Annotated in this window: 19 protein-coding genes; 12 read left to right on the top strand and 7 right to left on the bottom strand. The window is 58.8% G+C overall.

The genetic code is table 11. The annotated features are described in order from the left end of the window. The first annotated feature begins 105 nt into the window (after window positions 1–105). The 3 genes from sucC to brnQ all read left to right on the top strand — a co-directional run bounded on the left by sucC (window position 106) and on the right by brnQ (window position 3,952). Window positions 106–1,272, top strand: a complete 1,167-nt coding sequence (sucC, locus tag PSH90_RS07755; RefSeq protein ID WP_016773679.1) for an ADP-forming succinate--CoA ligase subunit beta — start codon at window positions 106–108, stop codon at window positions 1,270–1,272. After that, on the top strand, window positions 1,272–2,156 hold the full coding sequence (gene sucD, locus PSH90_RS07760; RefSeq protein ID WP_016773680.1) for a succinate--CoA ligase subunit alpha: 885 nt from the start codon (window positions 1,272–1,274) through the stop codon (window positions 2,154–2,156). The genes sucC and sucD overlap by 1 nt, the downstream gene beginning before the upstream one ends. Before the next feature lie 482 nt (window positions 2,157–2,638). Continuing rightward, window positions 2,639–3,952, top strand: a complete 1,314-nt coding sequence (gene brnQ / locus PSH90_RS07765; protein WP_016773681.1) for a branched-chain amino acid transport system II carrier protein — start codon at window positions 2,639–2,641, stop codon at window positions 3,950–3,952. 95 nt (window positions 3,953–4,047) lie between these two features. On the opposite strand, the gene PSH90_RS07770 is transcribed toward brnQ, so the two are convergent. Next, window positions 4,048–5,277: a hypothetical protein gene (locus PSH90_RS07770; RefSeq protein WP_236169133.1), complete on the bottom strand. Its 1,230-nt coding sequence runs from the start codon at window positions 5,275–5,277 to the stop codon at window positions 4,048–4,050. A gap of 232 nt (window positions 5,278–5,509) precedes the next feature. Here PSH90_RS07770 and PSH90_RS07775 point away from each other — a divergent pair, with 232 nt between their 5' ends. After that, complete coding sequence (locus PSH90_RS07775; RefSeq protein WP_016773682.1) at window positions 5,510–6,247, top strand: DUF599 domain-containing protein; 738 nt, start codon at window positions 5,510–5,512, stop codon at window positions 6,245–6,247. Next, on the top strand, window positions 6,247–6,648 hold the full coding sequence (locus PSH90_RS07780; protein ID WP_056783897.1) for an MAPEG family protein: 402 nt from the start codon (window positions 6,247–6,249) through the stop codon (window positions 6,646–6,648). The genes PSH90_RS07775 and PSH90_RS07780 overlap by 1 nt, the downstream gene beginning before the upstream one ends. A gap of 62 nt (window positions 6,649–6,710) precedes the next feature. On the opposite strand, the gene PSH90_RS07785 is transcribed toward PSH90_RS07780, so the two are convergent. Beyond that, window positions 6,711–6,947, bottom strand: a complete 237-nt coding sequence (locus PSH90_RS07785; RefSeq protein ID WP_007959016.1) for a hypothetical protein — start codon at window positions 6,945–6,947, stop codon at window positions 6,711–6,713. Between the two features lie 158 nt (window positions 6,948–7,105). On the opposite strand from PSH90_RS07785, the gene PSH90_RS07790 reads away from it, so the two are divergent. The 4 genes from PSH90_RS07790 to PSH90_RS07805 all read left to right on the top strand — a co-directional run bounded on the left by PSH90_RS07790 (window position 7,106) and on the right by PSH90_RS07805 (window position 10,816). After that, window positions 7,106–7,582: a PaaI family thioesterase gene (locus PSH90_RS07790; protein WP_252877703.1), complete on the top strand. Its 477-nt coding sequence runs from the start codon at window positions 7,106–7,108 to the stop codon at window positions 7,580–7,582. Beyond that, complete coding sequence (locus tag PSH90_RS07795) at window positions 7,579–8,031, top strand: PaaI family thioesterase (protein ID WP_041479556.1); 453 nt, start codon at window positions 7,579–7,581, stop codon at window positions 8,029–8,031. Before PSH90_RS07790 ends, PSH90_RS07795 begins: the two co-directional genes overlap by 4 nt. A gap of 82 nt (window positions 8,032–8,113) precedes the next feature. Then, window positions 8,114–10,018, top strand: a complete 1,905-nt coding sequence (htpG, locus tag PSH90_RS07800; RefSeq protein ID WP_305382467.1) for a molecular chaperone HtpG — start codon at window positions 8,114–8,116, stop codon at window positions 10,016–10,018. A gap of 69 nt (window positions 10,019–10,087) precedes the next feature. Continuing rightward, the gene (locus tag PSH90_RS07805; RefSeq protein ID WP_095180749.1) at window positions 10,088–10,816 is read left to right on the top strand and encodes a dienelactone hydrolase family protein; all 729 of its coding nucleotides are present in this window, start codon (window positions 10,088–10,090) and stop codon (window positions 10,814–10,816) included. Between the two features lie 457 nt (window positions 10,817–11,273). Here the strand turns inward: PSH90_RS07805 and PSH90_RS07810 are convergent, their stop codons facing one another. Beyond that, entirely contained in the window at window positions 11,274–12,140 is an 867-nt protein-coding gene (locus PSH90_RS07810; protein WP_252883397.1) for a pirin family protein, read from the bottom strand. 61 nt (window positions 12,141–12,201) lie between these two features. Beyond that, window positions 12,202–12,618, bottom strand: a complete 417-nt coding sequence (locus PSH90_RS07815; RefSeq protein WP_305382469.1) for an OsmC family protein — start codon at window positions 12,616–12,618, stop codon at window positions 12,202–12,204. 129 nt (window positions 12,619–12,747) lie between these two features. Here PSH90_RS07815 and PSH90_RS07820 point away from each other — a divergent pair, with 129 nt between their 5' ends. Beyond that, window positions 12,748–13,794, top strand: coding sequence for an amidohydrolase family protein (locus PSH90_RS07820; RefSeq protein ID WP_370695116.1), 1,047 nt, complete (start codon window positions 12,748–12,750; stop codon window positions 13,792–13,794). A gap of 138 nt (window positions 13,795–13,932) precedes the next feature. Then, complete coding sequence (locus PSH90_RS07825; RefSeq protein WP_305382471.1) at window positions 13,933–15,558, top strand: methyl-accepting chemotaxis protein; 1,626 nt, start codon at window positions 13,933–13,935, stop codon at window positions 15,556–15,558. 240 nt (window positions 15,559–15,798) lie between these two features. On the opposite strand, the gene PSH90_RS07830 is transcribed toward PSH90_RS07825, so the two are convergent. Genes PSH90_RS07830 through purM form a run of 3 tightly spaced genes read right to left on the bottom strand, consistent with a single transcriptional unit; the run spans window position 15,799 to window position 18,229 of the window. Then, entirely contained in the window at window positions 15,799–16,512 is a 714-nt protein-coding gene (locus tag PSH90_RS07830; protein ID WP_056783915.1) for a DUF3108 domain-containing protein, read from the bottom strand. Between the two features lie 8 nt (window positions 16,513–16,520). Further along, on the bottom strand, window positions 16,521–17,171 hold the full coding sequence (gene purN / locus PSH90_RS07835; RefSeq protein WP_150741314.1) for a phosphoribosylglycinamide formyltransferase: 651 nt from the start codon (window positions 17,169–17,171) through the stop codon (window positions 16,521–16,523). After that, window positions 17,171–18,229: a phosphoribosylformylglycinamidine cyclo-ligase gene (gene purM / locus PSH90_RS07840; protein ID WP_016773695.1), complete on the bottom strand. Its 1,059-nt coding sequence runs from the start codon at window positions 18,227–18,229 to the stop codon at window positions 17,171–17,173. The genes purN and purM overlap by 1 nt, the downstream gene beginning before the upstream one ends. 373 nt (window positions 18,230–18,602) lie before the next feature. Between purM and PSH90_RS07845 the strand changes: the two genes are divergently transcribed. Next, the gene (locus tag PSH90_RS07845; protein ID WP_305382472.1) at window positions 18,603–19,667 is read left to right on the top strand and encodes a DUF2066 domain-containing protein; all 1,065 of its coding nucleotides are present in this window, start codon (window positions 18,603–18,605) and stop codon (window positions 19,665–19,667) included. Window positions 19,668–19,675: the final 8 nt, after the last annotated feature.

The raw sequence follows: 19,675 nt of genomic DNA on the forward strand, positions 1-19,675 counted from the left end.
CGCAGTCTTGCGTAGCCCAGCTACGCAAGCAGCAGTCACAGGTGGCGCGGCACTCAAACGAGCGCAGCGCCGAATGCGCAGTACCTAACGAAGACGGTAAAAAGCATGAATCTTCACGAGTATCAGGGTAAGCAGCTGTTCGCTGAATACGGCCTGCCAGTTTCCACTGGTTACGCAGTAGACACCCCGGAAGCAGCAGCAGAAGCTTGCGACAAAATCGGCGGCAACGAGTGGGTCGTCAAAGCCCAGGTTCACGCCGGTGGTCGCGGTAAAGCGGGCGGCGTAAAGCTGGTTCGCAGCAAAGAAGACGCCAAAGCCTTCGCACAGCAGTGGCTGGGCAAGCGTCTGGTGACTTACCAGACTGACGCCAATGGCCAGCCAGTCACCAAGATCCTGGTTGAATCGTGCACTGATATCGCTAAAGAGCTGTACCTGGGCGCTGTCGTTGACCGTTCGAGCCGTCGCATCGTGTTCATGGCTTCCACCGAAGGTGGCGTGGACATCGAGAAAATCGCTCACGACACTCCAGAAAAAATTCTCAAGGCCACTATCGATCCACTGGTTGGCGCTCAGCCATCCCAGGGTCGCGAGCTGGCATTCCAGCTGGGTCTGGAAGGCAAGCAGGTCACTCAGTTCGCCAAGATCTTCGTAGGTCTGGCCAAGCTGTTCAAAGACCACGACCTGGCTCTGCTGGAAGTAAACCCGCTGGTGATCAAGGCTGACGGCGATCTGCACTGCCTCGACGCGAAGATCAACATCGACGCCAACGCCATGTACCGTCAGCCTAAGCTGAAGGCTTTCCACGATCCGTCGCAGGACGATCCGCGCGAAGCGCACGCTGCCAAGTTCGAACTGAACTACGTAGCGCTGGAAGGCAACATCGGCTGCATGGTCAACGGTGCCGGTCTGGCCATGGGCACCATGGACATCGTCAACCTGCATGGCGGCAAGCCAGCCAACTTCCTCGACGTAGGTGGTGGCGCTACCAAGGAACGCGTTACTGAAGCGTTCAAGATCATCCTGTCCGACCAGAACGTCGCGGCAGTACTGGTCAACATCTTCGGCGGCATCGTTCGTTGCGACATGATTGCCGAAGGCATCATCGGCGCCGTGAAAGAAGTCGGCGTGAAAATCCCGGTTGTTGTTCGCCTTGAAGGCAACAACGCTGAGCTGGGCGCTAAAGTACTGGCAGAAAGCGGTTTGAACATCATCGCTGCTACCAGCCTGACCGACGCTGCTCAACAAGTTGTCAAAGCTGCGGAGGGCAAATAATGAGCGTCCTGATCAATAAAGACACCAAAGTTATCTGCCAGGGTATTACCGGTTCGCAAGGTAGTTTCCACACCCAGCAAGCCATCGAATACGGCACCAAGATGGTTGGTGGCGTAACTCCGGGCAAGGGCGGCACCGAGCACCTGGGTCTGCCAGTGTTCAACACCGTAAAAGACGCAGTAGCTGCCACTGGCGCTACCGCCAGCGTGATCTACGTTCCGGCTCCGTTCTGCAAGGACTCGATCCTGGAAGCGGCATTCGGCGGCATCAAGCTGATCGTCTGCATCACCGAAGGCATTCCTACCCTGGACATGCTGGACGCCAAAGTTAAGTGCGACGAGCTGGGCGTAGTCCTGATCGGCCCTAACTGCCCAGGCGTGATCACCCCAGGCGAATGCAAGATCGGCATCATGCCAGGTCACATTCACTTGCCAGGCAAGGTCGGTATCGTTTCCCGTTCCGGCACCCTGACCTACGAAGCTGTGAAGCAGACCACTGACGCCGGTTTCGGTCAGTCGACTTGCGTCGGCATCGGTGGTGACCCGATCCCGGGCTCGAACTTCATCGACATCCTGAAGCTGTTCCAGGAAGACCCGAAGACCGAGGCGATCGTGATGATCGGCGAGATCGGCGGTTCGGCTGAAGAAGAAGCGGCTGCCTACATCAAGGCTAACGTGACCAAGCCGGTTGTTTCCTACATCGCTGGTGTGACTGCTCCTCCGGGCAAGCGCATGGGCCATGCTGGCGCAATCATCTCTGGCGGCAAAGGCACTGCAGACGAGAAATTCGCTGCGCTGCAAGACGCAGGCGTAAAAACCGTGCGTTCGCTGGCAGACATCGGCAAGGCCCTGGCCGAGCTGACTGGCTGGGAAGTGAAGAAGTAAGCTTCGGCTGACTTTTTAGCTCCAGCAACAAAGGCCACCTTCGGGTGGCCTTTGTCGTTCCTGGCGTATGAGAATTTTGAGAGCTGTAGTGGCGAGGGGATTTATCCCCGCTGGGCTGCGAAGCGGCCCCCATGCTAGCGACCATGATCAGTCAGGCAGTTCCAGCTCGGATTCTTTGGGACTGCTGCGCAGTCCAACGGGGATAAATCCCCTCGCCACAGGTTCGTTGTGATGAATACAGGTTCTCTGTATGAAAAATAGATATGTAAACGCGACACTGAAACGTCGCGTATCGGATAGTTCGCCCTCTAACAGTGCGTTTGTCAGCCAAATTCGTTAGGCTGGCAGCCATTTTTGCGTCCGCCGCCCACAAGGCAGCTACGCGCTTTAAGGGTCAGTCCCATACGGATCGACAGCATTTCCCTAATCCAACAGGGCAATCCCCCTCTAAATTCCGATTTCAGTAGTGTGGTATTACCTTAATGAAAGTTTTGAAAGGTCAGGACATCCTGGCACTTGGTTTTATGACGTTTGCCCTGTTTGTCGGGGCCGGTAACATCATTTTCCCGCCGATCGTCGGCTTGCAGGCCGGACCTCACGTCTGGATGGCCGCACTGGGTTTCCTGATTACCGCCGTTGGTTTGCCGGTGGTCACCGTGGTGGCGCTGGCCAAGGTCGGCGGTGCGATGGATGCGTTGAGCAGCCCTATCGGCAAGATCGCTGGCGGTATCCTCGCGGCGGCATGCTACCTGGCCGTGGGTCCGCTGTTCGCCACCCCGCGTACCGCGACCGTATCCTTCGAGGTAGGTCTGGCGCCATTGACCGGCGAAAGCCCGCTGGCGCTGTTCCTCTACAGCTCGGTGTACTTCCTGCTGGTGTTCTTCATTTCGCTCTACCCTGGGCGGTTGCTGGATACCGTTGGCCGCTTCCTCGCACCGCTGAAAATCATTGCGCTGGCAGTACTGGGCATCGCCGCGTTCGCCTTGCCGGCGGGTGACATCGGTCACGGCACACCGGAATATGTGGCGGCACCGTTTTCTCAGGGCTTCATCAATGGTTACCTGACCATGGATACCCTCGGCGCACTGGTATTCGGCATCGTTATCGTCAACGCGATCCGCTCCCGTGGCGTCGAGTCGCCGGCGCTGATCACCCGTTACGCGATCATTGCCGGGCTGATTGCCGGCGTGGGTCTGGCACTGGTCTACGTCAGCCTGTTCCGCCTCGGTTCCGGCAGCCATGAAGTCGCGGTCGGCGCCACCAACGGCGCGGCGGTGTTGCATGCCTACGTGCAACACACCTTCGGTTCGCTGGGTAGCGGTTTCCTTGCGGTGCTGATCTCGCTGGCGTGTCTGGTCACGGCGGTCGGTCTGACCTGTGCCTGTGCTGAATACTTCAGCCGTGTGCTGCCACTGTCCTACAAGACGCTGGTGATTATCCTCGCGGCGTTCTCGCTGCTGGTCTCCAACCTCGGTCTGACCAAGCTCATTGCGTTCTCGATTCCGGTACTCACCGCGATCTACCCGCCGTGCATCGTTCTGGTCGCACTGAGCTTCTGCAAGGATTTCTGGCATGAGCACGGGCGCATTCTTGGCCCGGTGATGCTGGTTTCCTTCGTTTTCGGCACCATCGACGCCCTGAAAGGCGCTGGTCTGGCCGACTGGATGCCAACTCAGCTGACCCATCTGCCGCTGAGCGAGCAAGGGCTGGCATGGCTGGTGCCATGCGTGATGACCCTGGTGGTCGCCGTGGTCTGTGATCGCCTGCTGGGCAAGCGCAGCGAAGTCACTGCCTGACGTGATGTGACCCGCCACAAGCGGGTCAGGCACGGTTAAACAGAAATGCCCCGTATCAATCGATACGGGGCATTTTTTATCAGAGCTGATAATCCTCAACCCAGATAACGTACGACCAGAGCTCCCACATTGACGTTGTCGCTGTCACGGCTCAGGAGTATTCGCTTGTCGGGCTGCACTGCCACCGAGATCCATTGCATACCGGGCCCCATAGAGTGAGTAACGTATCCCTTGCCGTCCCCAAAGGTTGTGTCCAGTTCACCCGTTGCCAGATAGCGGCAGGCAAGCATTTGCTCCCTGGTTATTTGCCCTGTACTCCCCACCACAACCAAACCATCTTCAGGTTCCCCACTTAGATCGAACAAAGTGCAACCGTCGGTTAATCCAAGATCAGTGACAACAGGCTTACCCTGATTGAATGCGAGATTTGGTCTACCGTTCGGGTTGTACGCGGCCATCATTGCTTTGCGTCCTTTCCCCCAAACGTCGTTGGGGGATGTGTCTACCTGGCCAGCAACAAAGAAGCTGCCGTCAGCACGTAACATCAGGCTTCGTACGCTGACCGGGTAATCCGATGGAATGTAGACGGTCCCGGTGCCATCATCGCCGAAGTCTTTATGGGGCGTTCCATCGACGTTCAGGCGCACAATCTTCCCTTCTCCAGCCCTCGAACCTGCAACTGTGATTACTCCATCCTCTGCTACTGAAATCGAAGCAATGCCCATTGCAAGATCCAGCCAGCCTTTGTTGTTGAAAGCGGTATCGAAATCTCCATTCTGATCAAGTCTGAACAGTCGGTCGCTTTGACCGACGAGTATTTTTTCATCAGCAGTCAGTACTAACCTGGTTCTGGATTGCGACGTGATGGAAGCTTCCGGTTTTGGCAATTGCGATTCGGACTGTGGCAGGAAAGGGACGTAAACCGTCCCATCGGGACCGAAATCGCGATCTCTTTCACCATCAGCGAAGAATCTGGCAAGCGCAAATCGAGTTCCTTGGTCCTCATCATATTGATACCCAAAAAGCAGCGCCTTGCCGTCTTTATAAAGACAGGCGCCAGTTCCGCTGGCTTGTCCCGAACCTGTAAACGTACCTACGATCAAACCGTTTTCGTTGAAGCCAGTATCGTTAGTACCGTCCGCGAGTAATTGCGCCAAATGAAAACTGACTTTGCCCTCTACAACAGTTTGTCCCACGAGAAGGATCTTTCCATCCGGGCGCAAGCCTGCGATTTTCAAAGCCTGGCTTCCCGTAGCAAATGACTCGGCGTACCCCCGGTTGCCAAACGTTGTGTCAATGGGCAGCGCAGCGTTCAAAGGTCTCATGCTCAAATCCTTGTCTGATAGGGGAGCGGTCAGTGTTCCCGTTTGAGAAAACGACCTTATGCCTCGCCATACCCTCGGCGCTACTGTCAGAGTTGACAGGTATAAGCCTCTGAAAACTGATAGCTGCGGTCTATTTTGAATAAATTTGACTCTTCAATGAGCGTGTCTTTTTACGAGCCAACACGTCGAAACGAAGGGTTCCCTCCATCATTCCTCTTGCTCAGGACAACGAATGTCGTTCATCCAAGCCAATCTGATCCACTTGCTCGCCGCCGTCTGGTTTGTCGTCTGCTGGGGCGGTTACACCCGTTATGCCACCTGGAAGGCCCGTGATACGGCGTGTCTGGCCAGCGTGTTGCACCTGTACCGCGAAGACTGGATGCGCCGCATGCTGCTGCGTGACAACCGCATCGCCGATGCCAGCGTGATCGGCAATCTGGAACGCAACGCGTCGTTCTTCGCCTCCAGCACGCTGATCATCCTCGCCGGTATCCTCACCGTGCTCGGTGCGTCCGACCGAGCCGTATCGTTGTTGGCGGATATTCCGATGGTGCAGCAGGCGTCGCAGGGCATGTCGGAGATCAAGTTGCTGTGTCTGGCACTGGTGTTCGTCTATGCGTTCTTTACTTTCAGTTGGTGCATGCGCCAATACAACTTCGCGGCGATTCTGGTCGGGTCGGCGCCGATGATCGGTGAGCGCCAAGTGACCGAGCAGGAACGCAAGGCCTTCGCTTCGCGGGCGGCGCGGGTGATTTCGATGGCGGCCAACCAGTTCAACTTCGGCCTGCGTTCTTATTACTTCGGCATGAGCATGCTGGCGTGGTTCGTCAGCCCGTGGCTGTTCATGATCATGAGCGCGGGAGTCGTGGTGGTTTTGTATCGCCGCGAGTTTCATTCCGACGTTCTCGATGTCATGGTCTATACCCCTACAGAGGCGCCCGTCCCTGAGGCGAACAAAGAGGCTGTTTGATGAGTATTCCGTTCTGGTGTGTGTTTATCAGTGCTTTATTGATCTATGTGGCGCGTATGCCGGTGGCCAAGGCCATGAAAGAGCAGGGCGGGTATGACAATCACTTGCCGCGGCAGCAGCAGGCGCAGTTGACTGGCTTCGGTGCGAGGGCGCTGGCGGCCCATCAGAACAGCATCGAAGCCTTCATCCTCTTCGCCGTCGGCGTGCTGATGGCGCATACCACGCAAACCGCGGGTTGGCTGATCGATGCGCTGGCGATCATCTTCGTGATCTCGCGGATTTTCTATCTGTGGTTCTATCTGGCCGATCTGGCGAAGTTGCGCAGCCTGATGTGGCTAGTTGGCTTCATCTGTTCGCTGTTGCTGATGATTAGTCCGACTTTTAGAACCGTGTTGCTCTAACCGGTAAATCGCAGGCAAAAGAAAACCCGCACTTGGCGGGTTTTCCTTTCACACCACAAAGCTTATTGCTTTTTGGCGGCTTCTTCTTGAGCAGCGGCGTTCGATTCAGCCTGAGCTTTGGCAGCTTCGGCGTTTTCTTTTGCTGCGTCGTTCACTTTATCCTGAGCTTTGTTCATGTCTTGCTGAGCTTGCTCAGCATGTTGGTTTGCATCTTGAGCTTTGTCCTCGGATTTTTTATCGCAGGCAGCGAGACCGAGGGAAGCGGTCAACATCAAGGCAATAGCTAAAGTCTTACGCATGGGGTGTATCTCCTTATGGAAAATAACTACTGGCCTTAAGAACTCGGCGCTACGGGTTAAGTTCCTCAATTGTTTCAGATATATAAGTTTGTTTTATCACGGAACTTTTGCCGCTTTTCTCAATACTGGCACAAGGCCCAAACGCGAGTAATTATCACATGGCCGAAAACCCCGTTTTTGAGCGCGCGACGCGCTTTTTATCGGCATTGCGCCACTGTCAGGTCCTCGGTCTGCAGGTGCACAGTGCCTCCAGCGAAGGGCTGATGGTGATCCTGCCGTACAGCGAAAAAATCGTCGGCAATCCCGAAACCGGAGTCATCCACGGCGGTGCCATCACTTCATTGATGGACACCGCCTGCGGCATGTCGACACTGTGCGTGCTGCCGGAGTTCGAAGTCTGTCCGACCCTCGATCTGCGCATCGACTACATGCACGCCGCTGAACCGCATAAAGCGGTGTACGGCTTTGCCCAGTGCTATCGCGTCACCACCGATGTGATCTTTGCCCGTGGTTTTGCCTACCAGGACGATCCCGAGCAACCGATTGCCCACGTCGTCGGCACATTCATGCGCATGGGCATCGGCCTGAAGGGCAGCAAGGGTTTCGCGGGCGCGATCAAGGGAGCGAGCCAATGAGCAACGATCTCAGGGAGCAGCTGCAACAGGCCCACGCGCAGGGCGATTACACGCCGCTGCTGGCGTTGATTCCTTATGCCGGGCTGATCGGTATCGAGTGCTCGCGAGTCGGCGATGAGTTGCTGTTCAAGCTGCCGGCGAACAAGGACAACATTGGTAACCCTTTATTGCCGGCGATCCACGGCGGGGTAATTGCCGGCTTCATGGAGCTGGCCGCAGCCCTGCATCTGCTGATTTTCACCGGCACGCCGGGTGTGCCGAAGATCATCGATTTTTCCCTCGATTACCTGCGCGCCGGGCAGTTTCGCGACACGTGGGCCAGGTGTCAGGTCTGCCGTCAGGGGCGTCGCGTGGCCAACGTTGCGGTCACGGCGTGGCAGAGCACCGAGGGCGAACCGATCGCCACCGCCCGCGCGCACTTCAAAATTGATGAGCCCTTGAAATCCTGAACAGCGCCCCCAACTCAGATGACAACCCGCCGCAGACCATTTCGGGTCGCGGCCACTGCCATCTGATTGGAGTTTGATGACCATGAGTGTGGAAACTCAAAAGGAAACCCTGGGCTTCCAGACCGAGGTAAAGCAGCTGCTGCACCTCATGATCCATTCGCTGTATTCGAATAAGGAAATTTTCCTTCGCGAATTGATCTCGAACGCCTCTGACGCTGTCGACAAGCTGCGCTTCGAAGCCCTGGCCAAGCCGGAGTTGCTCGAAGGTGGCGCTGACCTGAAAATCCGTGTGAGCTTCGACAAGGACGCCAAGACCGTCACCCTCGAAGACAACGGTATCGGCATGAACCGTGACGATGTGATCACCCACCTGGGTACCATCGCCAAATCCGGCACCGCCGATTTCATGAAAAACCTGTCCGGCGATCAGAAGAAAGATTCGCACCTGATCGGCCAGTTCGGTGTCGGCTTCTATTCGGCCTTTATCGTCGCCGACAAGGTTGATGTATACAGCCGTCGCGCCGGCACTGCCGCCAGCGAAGGCGTGCACTGGTCGTCGAAAGGCGAGGGCGAGTTCGAAGTCGCCACCATCGACAAGCCAGAGCGCGGTACCCGCATCGTCCTGCACCTGAAATCCGGTGAAGACGAATTCGCGGATGGCTGGCGTCTGCGCAACATCATCAAGAAGTACTCCGACCACATTGCTTTGCCGATCGAACTGCCGAAGGAAGTCACTCCGGCCGAAGGCGAAGAGGCTCCGGCCGTTGAATGGGAAACCGTCAACCGCGCCAGCGCCCTGTGGACCCGTCCGCGCACTGAAGTCAAAGACGAGGAATACCAGGAGTTCTACAAACACATCGCTCACGACTTCGAGAATCCGCTGTCGTGGAGCCACAACAAGGTTGAAGGCAAGCTCGAGTACAGCTCGCTGCTGTACGTGCCGGCCCGCGCGCCGTTCGACCTGTACCAGCGTGAAGCGCCGAAGGGCCTGAAGCTTTACGTGCAGCGTGTGTTTGTAATGGATCAGGCCGAGTCGTTCCTGCCGCTGTACCTGCGCTTCATCAAAGGCGTGGTCGATTCCAACGACCTGTCGCTGAACGTGTCGCGTGAAATCCTGCAGAAAGACCCGATCATCGATTCGATGAAAACCGCGCTGACCAAGCGTGTGCTCGACATGCTGGAAAAACTGGCGAAGAACGAACCTGAGCAATACAAGGGCTTCTGGAAAAACTTCGGTCAGGTCATGAAAGAAGGCCCGGCAGAAGATTTCGCCAACAAAGAGAAAATTGCCGGTCTGCTGCGTTTTGCATCGACCCAGGGCGACGACGGCGAGCAGATTGTCGGTCTGGCTGACTACCTGGCCCGCGCCAAGGAAGGTCAGGACAAGATCTACTACCTCACCGGCGAAACCTACGCGCAGGTCAAGAACAGCCCGCACCTGGAAGTCTTCCGCAAGAAAGGCATCGAAGTGCTGCTGCTCACCGATCGCATCGACGAGTGGCTGATGAGCTACCTCAGCGAATTCGACGGCAAGACTTTTGTCGACGTGGCGCGCGGTGACCTCGATCTGGGCAACCTGGACTCGGAAGAGGACAAGAAAGCCGCAGAAGAAGTCGCCAAGTCCAAAGAGGGTCTGGTCGAGCGCCTGAAAACTGCGCTGGGTGATTCCGTGGGTGAAGTTCGCGTGTCCCATCGTCTGACCGACTCGCCGGCCATTCTGGCCATCGGCGAACAGGATCTGGGTCTGCAAATGCGCCAGATTCTCGAAGCCAGCGGGCAGAAAGTCCCGGATTCGAAGCCGATCTTCGAGTTCAACCCGAGCCACCCGCTGATCGAGAAACTCGATGGCGAGCAGAGCGAAGAGCGTTTTGGCGATCTGTCGCACATCCTCTTCGATCAGGCCGCCCTGGCGGCGGGCGACAGCTTGAAGGATCCGGCCGCTTATGTGCGCCGGCTGAACAAGCTGCTGGTTGAACTGTCGGTTTGATCACGTTGTAGGAAAAACCCGCTTCGGCGGGTTTTTTCATTCTGGTGTTTACACAATCAGGAGTCAGAAATGAGCCAAGTCACTGTACGTTCCGTGGTCTATCAGATTGACGGCCAGACCTACGAAGGTCGCCTGGCGTTCGACGCCGAGCACAAGGGCGCGCGCCCGGGTTTGCTGATGGCGCCGAACTGGATGGGCGTCAGCGCCGGTGCTGAAGACATTGCCAAAACGGTGGCGGCCGAGGGCTACGTGGTGCTGATCGCGGATGTCTACGGCCAGAGCGTGCGTCCGCAGAACGCTGATGAGGCGCTGGCAGCGATGATGCCGCTCAAGGACGACCGCGCGCTGTTGCGCAAACGTCTGCAAGTGGCATTTGAGCAATTGCAGAGCCAGGGCGAAGCGGCAGTGGATACCTCGAAACTGGCGGTGTTCGGTTTCTGCTTCGGTGGTTGCTGTGCGCTGGATCTGGCCCGCACCGGCGCGCCGGTAAAAGCGGCGGTGTCGTTCCACGGCACGCTGGATTCGCCGAACCCGGCGGATGCGCAGAACATCAAGGGCTCGGTGCTGGTGCTGCATGGCGCGTCCGATCCATTGGTGCCGAAAGAGCAACTGCCAGCGTTCGAAGATGAAATGAACGCGGCGAAAGTCGACTGGCAACTGCTCAGCTACGGCGGCGCGGTGCACTCGTTTACCGATCCGCACGCCAATGTGCCGGGTAAGATGATGTACGACGAAAAGACCGCCAAGCGCGCGTTCAAGTCGATGCATGATTTGCTGGATGAAGTGTTCAACGGCTAAAAGCGAAAAGCCCCTCACCCTAGCCCTCTCCCGGAGGGAGAGGGGACTGATTGAGGGTTGCTCGGGAGTGGCGTCGACCTGAACGTGAATAGGCGAATCCATAATCGCCGAGACTTTTCAGGTCGATGTATAACGCAAGACGCCTCGGTCGGCTCCTTATCCCTCTGGGATAGGCGACTGATTGAGGGTTGCTCGGGAGTGACGTCGACCTGAACTTGAATAGGCGAATCCATAATCGCCGGGATTTTTCAGGTCGATGTATAACGCAAGGCGCCTCGGTCGGCTCCCTATCCCTCTGGGATAGGGGACTGATTGGGGGTTGCTCGGGAGTGGCGTCGACCTGAACGTGAATAGGCGAATCCATAATCGCCGAGACTTTTCAGGTCGATGTATAACGCAAGACGCCTCGGTCGGCTCCCTCTCCCTCTGGGAGAGGGCTGGGGTGAGGGTAAGCGGCCTAGCGCGGTAGTTCGATCCGCTCGACTTCCCCCGGCACCGTCGGCCAATCCCCGGCCGCCCACTTGCGCCGTGCCTCATCAATCGCCGCCGGATCGCTTGCAACAAAATTCCAGTTGATCCGTCTCGGCCCGTCCAGTGCCGCGCCGCCGAACACCACCGCGTGTACATCGGTTTCGGCAAACAGGCTCATCTCTTCGCCGGCTGGCAACACCACCAGCGCATGCGGCTCGATCGCCTCGCCATTCAACTGCGCATCCCCGCTCAACACATACACCGCGCGTTCTTCATGCTCGGCCGGAATCAGCAATGTGGTCGCGGTCTGCATCTTCACTTCCGCATACAGCGTAGGAGAAAGCACCGGCACCGGCGATTCCAGGCAAAAGCCTGACCCGGCAATCATGCGAATCTGCACGCCGAGGTTATCGCTGACCGGCAACGTCGCTGCCGGGTGATGACTGTAATGCCCCGGGCCTTCTTCGTGTGCCTTGGGCGAGGCCAGCCAGACTTGCAGGCCGTGCAGGGTGAAGGTCTCGGCAAGCAGTGGCGCAGGCGTACGCTCGACGTGGGCGATGGCGCTGCCAGCGGTCATCCAGCTGACATCGCCGGCGCCGACCACCTGATCGGAGCCCAGACTGTCTTTGTGCTGCAATTGCCCTTCGAACAGATAGGTAAGTGTCGACAGGCCAATGTGCGGATGCTGTCGGATATCCATGCCTTTACCCGTCGGATAAATCGTCTCGAGCATGTGGTCGAAAAACACGAAAGGCCCGACGTTGCGGCATTTGGCTGACGGCAGCGGGCGCAGAATCGGCTGGCCTTCGACGTCTTCGGCGCGCGGGCGGATGATCAGGAGTGGCGTGTCCATGGTGCATTCCAGGCTGAGCGGGTGATGCCAGAAGCATAACCCGCCGCTGGCATTGGGAGGATTATTGGCTGTCAAAGCCTTGTGGTGCGTGGGTTTCGATGCTGACTTCACTGGTGGTCATCAGCTTGTGGATCGGGCAGCGATCGGCCACGCGCAGCAGTTCCTCGCGCTGGGCGTCAGTCAGCACGCCTTTGAGCGTCAGGGTGACATGCAGGGCGTATTTGCCTTTCTGTTCCTGGCTGTTGTCGCGCTTCACTTCGACTCCCACGCCGGTCAGCGGGATGTCTTTTTTCTTAGCATACATTTTCACGGTCAGCGCTTTGCAGGCGCCCAGCGCAGCGTCGAAGTAATCGTGTGGCTCTGGCGCGGTGCCTTCACCTCCGGCGGCTTTCGGTACATCGGCAAACAATTCGTGGTCGTCGATCTGGACGGTGTGACGAAAACCTTCGGCGGAGACGGTATTGACGGTAACAGTCATGGAAACCTCACAGGCGGCAGGAGAAATCGTTCGATCAAAGCAGACCTTGCAGTTATAGAGCATTCCCGGCAGTGGGCGTTCCGCTTTTCAGCAGGGATGAACCCTTGTCGTTCGGGCGCGGTCTAGGCTATGCCCATCTGCCGGAGATTACTTGTGTCCTTGTCTCGTCTGAGTCTTGCCTGTCTGCTGCTGTTCGCTGGCAGCGCCAGTGCCCGCGAATACACCTACAGCGATGCGCACCTGCATTACGTGGATTTTTTCCAGGAAAGCGCCGGCATGCAGAAATTGCTCACGGCCATGAAGGACAATTCCATCGAGCACGTCATGATTTCCGGCATTCCCGTGGCGAAGAAATGGCACGAAGACGAACCCAAGCGCCCGCGTTATTACGCCGGTGATGACGCCGATGCCTATTGGTACAGCGCCACCGATGTGATCATTGCCGATGCGGTGGAAAAACTTGCGCCGGAGCAGCGCCAGTACTTTCATCCGTTCCTGTCCGGCTTCAATCCCAATGACAAGAATTCCGCCGCGCACATCCAGCGCATGCTCGATCTGTATCCGGGGTTGTGGCAGGGCATCGGCGAGGTGTTCACCCGACACGATGACCTGACCGCGCTGACCTCCGGCGACACGCCTCGAGCGAACAACGAGGCAATGACCAAGATCTATCACCTCGCTGCGGAAAACGATCTGCCGGTGATGCTGCACTCCAACATCACCTCCAAGCGTGAGAAAAATCCGCTGTACCTGAAGGAAGTCGAAGAGCCGCTGCGCAATCATCCGCACACGCGATTCATCTGGGCGCATGCCGGCACCAGCGCCGAGATCCATCGGCATCAGACCCAGTTGCCGTTTCTCCTGCCAACCCTGACGCGCATGCTTGAGGCTTATCCGAATCTGTTTATCGACCTCTCGTGGAGCATGCTCACGCCGTATCTGCTCGACGAGCAGGGCAAGCCGCGCGCCGAATGGCTGGCGCTGGTGGAAAAGTATCCCGAGCGCTTCATGCTCGGCTCTGACGTGGTAGGACGGTTCAACAAGCTTGGTCAGGAAATGCACAGCTACAAGCCGTTTCTCGATGCGCTGCCGGAAGGGGTGGCGCGCAAAGTCGCGCGCGATAACTTCCTGGCAATATTGCCGCGCAACACAGAAAAATCCGCTGCTCCGCGCTGAAACGTCAAAGCCATGAGTTCGGACTAGCCGCTCGTCTGCCTATCGCTTTTTCGTCTTACGCAATTTCACGGCAATGCCGATACCTTCTAAAGCAACCCGCTGCAGGCTGATGCAGCGCTTTTGGAAGGAGCCAGAGTGATGAATATCCGTAGTCTCAATATTGCCCCGCGCGCCGGTCTCGGTTTCGGCCTGCTGGCCCTGATGGTGTTTGCCCTCGGCGCGTTCGCCTTGCTGCAAATGTCGAACATGCGAGCGCAGTCCGATGAAGTCGACAACAACTGGCTGCCAAGCGTGATGGCGGTGGGGGAGATGAGTCAGGACATGCTGCGTCTGCGTGCACTGACCATGCGCCTGTTGCTCAACCGTGACCCCAAGGCACTGGAGCAGAATGTCGCCAAGCTCGACGAACTGCGCAGTGGCTTGAGCGAAGCGCAGCAGCGTTATGACGCGTTGATCGTTTTGCCGGAAGAGCGCGTATTGTTCGAACGCTTCAAGGGCACCGAGCACAAATACCTTGAGCTTCAGGCACAAGTCCTACAGCTGTCGGCGCAGAATCGGGTCGCTGAGGCTGCGACGATTCTCAATGATCAGATGAGCCCGCTGGCCGATGAAATCGCCGCCACTTTGCGTGAGCTGGTCGAGTTGAATAAACAGAATGCCGGTCTGGCCACTGAGGCCGCGCGGCTGGTGTTCAAGCAATCGCGGCTATGGGTCGCAGTAATGATCGCCATGGCTGCGCTGATTACTGTCGGCCTGGCGTTGCTGCTGACGCGCAGCATCGTCGTGCCATTGTCGCAATCGCTCAGCGTGGCCGAAGTGGTGGCCGGTGGGGATTTGGCCGGCGACATTCACATCGTTGGCAAAGACGAGCCGGCGCGCCTGCTGCAAGCGCTGAAAAGCATGCAGCACAATCTGCGCGACACGATCCGGCGCATCTCCGAGTCGTCGACGCAGTTGGCCTCGGCCGCCGAAGAACTCAGCAGCGTCACCGAAGATGCCACTCGCGGCCTGCATCAGCAGAGCCAGGAAATCGAGCAGGCCGCTACCGCAGTCAATCAGATGACAGCAGCGGTGGAAGAGGTGGCGAACAACGCCGTGGCCACGTCCGAAGCTTCCCGCGAGTCCGACCGCATCGCCCGGCAAGGGCGCGAGCAAGTGCAGCAGACGGTGACGTCGATCGAGTTTCTCGCTGGCGATGTCACCAATAATGCCGCGCAGGTCGAGGCGCTGGCGCAAAAGGTTCATGGCATCAGCAAAGTGCTGGACGTGATTCGCTCGATCGCCGAACAGACCAATCTGCTCGCCCTCAACGCTGCGATCGAAGCCGCGCGCGCCGGTGATGCCGGGCGTGGCTTTGCAGTAGTGGCAGATGAAGTGCGGGCGCTGGCGCATCGCACCCAGCAGTCGACCCAGGAAATCGAGCAAATGATCGGCGGGATCCAGCAGGGCACCGATTCAGCGGTCAGTTCGATGCAGCAAAGCAACTCAAGGGCGCGCTCGACCCTCGAGCTGGCGAAGAGCGCAGGCTCGGCCCTGGAGGAAATTGCCTCGGCGTTTACCTTGATCAACGAGCGCAATCTGGTCATCGCCAGCGCCTCGGAAGAGCAGGCAGCGGTGGCGCGGGAGGTGGATCGCAACCTGATGAATATTCGTGATCTGGCGATGCAGACATCGGCTGGGGCCAATCAGACCAGTGCGGCGAGTCAGGAGTTGTCGAAGTTGGCGGTGGATCTGAACGGGATGGTGGCGCGGTTTTCGGTGTGAGTTTGACCTTCAAAAGCCCCTCACCCTAACCCTCTCCCGGAGGGAGAGGGGACTAATCGTGCGATGCTTTGGAATCCATATTCGACTCGGTTTCTCAGGTCGATGGTTAGCGGCAGACACCTCGGTCGGCTCCCTCTCCCTCGGGAGAGGGCTGGGGTGAGGGGTAGGGCCGCCGCGCAGTATCATCGAACAGATAAACAAAAGCCCCGCATTCGCGGGGCTCTCTGTTCTTGCGACGGATCAGCTGCCTTTGACAGTCTTACCGTTGACCGTACCGTCCTGGAGCATGATGTTGTACTCCTTGCCGTCAGTCTCGACCTGTTGCAGGCGCACCAGCAGGTAATCCCAATCCTTGGCGAACCACAGCACGGTGATGCGTTTGCTTTGTGTCGGATCGCGCACGCGCTCGACCTTGATCGCATCGATCTGGCCGGCCTTGGTGTCGACCTTTTCCGAACCCAGCACGCGGAAGTCGTAGGTATCGACTTCGCCATCATCAACCACCTGATAGCTCATGCTTTTCTTGCCGGCGGCAACGTCGTGCTGCAGCGCCAGTTGATAGGTCGACTTGTCGACCATGCCGCGGTTCAGCGGGATCTTCACCGCGTCGCCACGGTCGGTGCCGGTCACCAGTTTATTGGCCCAGTCGAAGTCCAGATCAGCTTTTTTCGCTTTGCCCAGACCACCACGTTCAAAGTGGTAGGACTGCGGCAGCAGCGTGTCCTTGTCCAGCTTCAGGGTGCTTTCTTCAGTCAGGCTGGCGATCATCATCGAGGCCTTGAAGCTGAGCTTCCAGACGCCGTCGGCTTCCTTGGTCAGGCTGCGTTCGGCGGTGCCGCTCATGGGCAGCTGCTTCCAGTCGGCGGTGTAGCTGGCGGAGAACGGTTGAAGGTCCGCTGCCTGCGCGAAGGGCAGGGCGAGCAGAGCGCAAGCGAAGAGCAGGGCGCGACGCATAATATCTCCTAGTGTCGAATCAAGTGGCCGCTGGCGGCGAGTGGCTGACCGTCGAGTAAAGCACCCTGGTCACCGAGTGTCAGCCTGCCTTCGGCAAACCAGCGTACTGCCATCGGATAGATCAGGTGTTCCTGGGCGTGGACTCGTTGCGCCAGACTCTGCGGCGTGTCGTGCAACTCTACCGGTAATACTGCTTGTACGACCAGTGGTCCGCCATCGAGTTCCTCGGTGACGAAGTGCACGGAGCAGCCATGTTCCGTATCGCCGGCCTCCAGCGCGCGCTGATGAGTGTGTAACCCTTTGTATTTGGGCAGCAGCGACGGGTGGATGTTGAGCAGGCGACCCTGGTAGTGACGCACGAAATCAGCGCTGAGAATGCGCATGAAGCCGGCCAGTACCACGAGTTCGGGGTTGAATTGGTCGATCAGTTCGATCAGCGCGGCATCGAAGGCCTCGCGGCCCTCGAATGCCTTGTGATCCAGCGAGCGGGTGGCGATACCCGCGTCGCGGGCGCGTTGCAGGCCGTAGGCGTCGGCGCGGTTGGAAATCACCGCAGCGATGCGGACCGGGCTGTCGCCGGTCCGCGTGCTGTCGATCAGAGCCTGCAAGTTACTGCCGGTGCCGGACAACAGCACCACGACATCACAGGGCTTTGGCATCAGTGAGCCTTGAGGTTCTTCAGCTCGACCTGCGCAGCGCCTTCGGCGGCCACGGCGATCTGACCGATGACCCAAGGCTGCTCGCCGGCGTCACGCAGGGTGTTCAGGGCCACTTCGACGTGCTCCTGAGCCACGCAGATGACCATGCCGACGCCGCAGTTCAATACGCGGTGCATCTCGGTTTCATCAACGTTGCCTTTCTCCTGCAGCCAGTCGAATACGGCCGGGCGAGTCCAGCTGGCCACGTCAACCACTGCTTGCGCGCCTTTTGGCAGTACGCGCGGAATGTTGTCGAGCAGGCCGCCACCGGTGATGTGGGCCATGGCCTTCACAGCGCCAGTGTCCTTGATCAGCTTGAGCAGTGGCTTGACGTAGATGCGGGTCGGGGCCATCAGCAGGTCGGTCAGCGGTTTGCCGTCGAGCTGGGTGTTCTCGATGTCGGCACCGGAGACTTCGATGATCTTGCGGATCAGCGAGTAGCCGTTGGAGTGCGGGCCGGACGATGGCAGGGCGATCAGGGCGTCACCGGTGGCGACTTTCGAGCCGTCGATGATTTCCGCTTTTTCCACGACGCCGACGCAGAAGCCGGCCAGGTCGTAGTCTTCGCCTTCGTACATGCCTGGCATTTCAGCGGTTTCGCCGCCGACCAGCGAGCAACCCGACAGTTCGCAACCAGCGCCGATGCCGGTGACAACCTGGGCAGCGGTGTCGACGTTCAGTTTGCCGGTGGCGTAGTAGTCGAGGAAGAACAGCGGCTCGGCGCCGCACACCACCAGATCGTTGACGCACATGGCGACCAGGTCGATGCCGATGCTGTCGTGCTTGTTCAGGTTCAGCGCCAGACGCAGCTTGGTGCCGACGCCGTCGGTGCCGGAGACCAGCACCGGCTGCTTGTAGCCGGCCGGGATTTCGCAGAGGGCGCCGAAACCGCCCAGGCCGCCCATGACTTCCGGGCGCGCAGTGCGCTTGGCGACGCTCTTGATGCGTTCGACCAATGCTTCACCGGCGTCGATGTCTACACCGGCGTCCTTGTAGCTCAGGGAGGGTTGCTTGCTCATGATCCAGGCCTTTAGGGGAGGGGATTCAGGGGGTAACGACCGAGTTCAGCGGGAACATCGAACTCGATGGGCGATCGCCTCACGCGAGTTTCGAGGGGCCCGGCTGTTGCCGGTCTGCGAAGGCGCGCGATTTTATCAGGCTTGAGGGGCAGCGGCCATCCTCGCACCGACGGGCAGGGCCATATCGGCGGAAATTTTTTGCAATCGCAGGGTATGACTGCCTGTATAAGGTGTGGCGATTAACCGTCTATCGTTAGGACTGTGCAAAAACTTACCGCCACCGTGTGAATGTTTTGCCAGGGGTGGGGGTCACAGCCTTGCTCAAACGGTTCACGCGGCGTGTTCCAGCCGCTCCTGTCGACGGGAATTTTCCATGCGTTTTTGTAAATTATTGTTTGTAGGCTGCCTGACGCTGGTCAGCCTGGCGAGCCATGCCGAAAACCTCAAAGGGCTGTATCAGGTGCGTCAGCCAGTCAACGGCCAGGCGCCGCAAGAGCGCGATCGCGCCACGCAGGCGGCGCTCGATACCTTGGTGCTGCGCCTGACCGGCGACCCGAAAGCCGCGCAGAACCCGGGGCTGGCGCCGATCCGCAAGGATCCGCAGCAGATCATCAGCCAGTTCGGTTTCGATGCCGGGCCACCGGAAGTGCTGAAAGTCGATTTCGATCCGGCAACCACCGAGCAGGCCTTGCGCCGGGCCGGGTTGCCGGTGTGGGGCGCCAGTCGACCGTCGATCCTCGGCTGGTGGCTGAACGATTCAACTGAAGGTGCGAGCCTGGTCGGTGACGGTCAAACCGCAGCCTCAGCATTGCGCACGGCCGCACAACATCGCGGTTTGCCACTGCGCTTGCCGCTGGCTGATCTCAGCGAGCAATTGGTTGCCACCGCACCCGCGCTGGAAAGCGCTGACCCCGCGCCCTTGCGCAGTGCTTCGGAGCGCTACAACGCCGACGCCTTGCTGGCGGTGCATGCCCGCGAAGAGGGCGGACAGTGGCAGGCAAAATGGCGCTTGTGGCTCGGTGATCAGAAAGAGGCCGGCAGCGTGCAGGGCGCCGATCAGGCTGCGATTGCCGATGCGGTGATGCTGGCGGTGGCCGAGCGTCTGGCGCCGCGATTCGTCGCCAAACCCGGCGCATCGGGTCAGCAGACGCTGGAAGTGCAGGGCATGAATCTGGAGCATTATGCGGCGCTGCTGCGGTTACTCGAACCGTTCGGCGTGCGTCTGCAAAGCGTGCAGGGCGATCGGATCGTCTATCGGGTCAATGGCAGCGCCGATCAGTTGCGCGCGCAATTGTCGCTGGCGAAGTTGCAGGAGCTGCCGGCCGAAGCGCCGGTTCCGGTGGCGCCTGCCCAGCCAGCGGCGGATGGTACGCCTGCGGTTGCAGCGCCAGCGCCAGCCCCGGCAGCGGCGGCACCGTCGTTGCGGTTTCGCTGGTAAGTCTTTCC

The organism is Pseudomonas sp. FP1762 (assembly GCF_030687105.1).
GTDB classification, from domain to species: domain Bacteria; phylum Pseudomonadota; class Gammaproteobacteria; order Pseudomonadales; family Pseudomonadaceae; genus Aquipseudomonas; species Aquipseudomonas siliginis.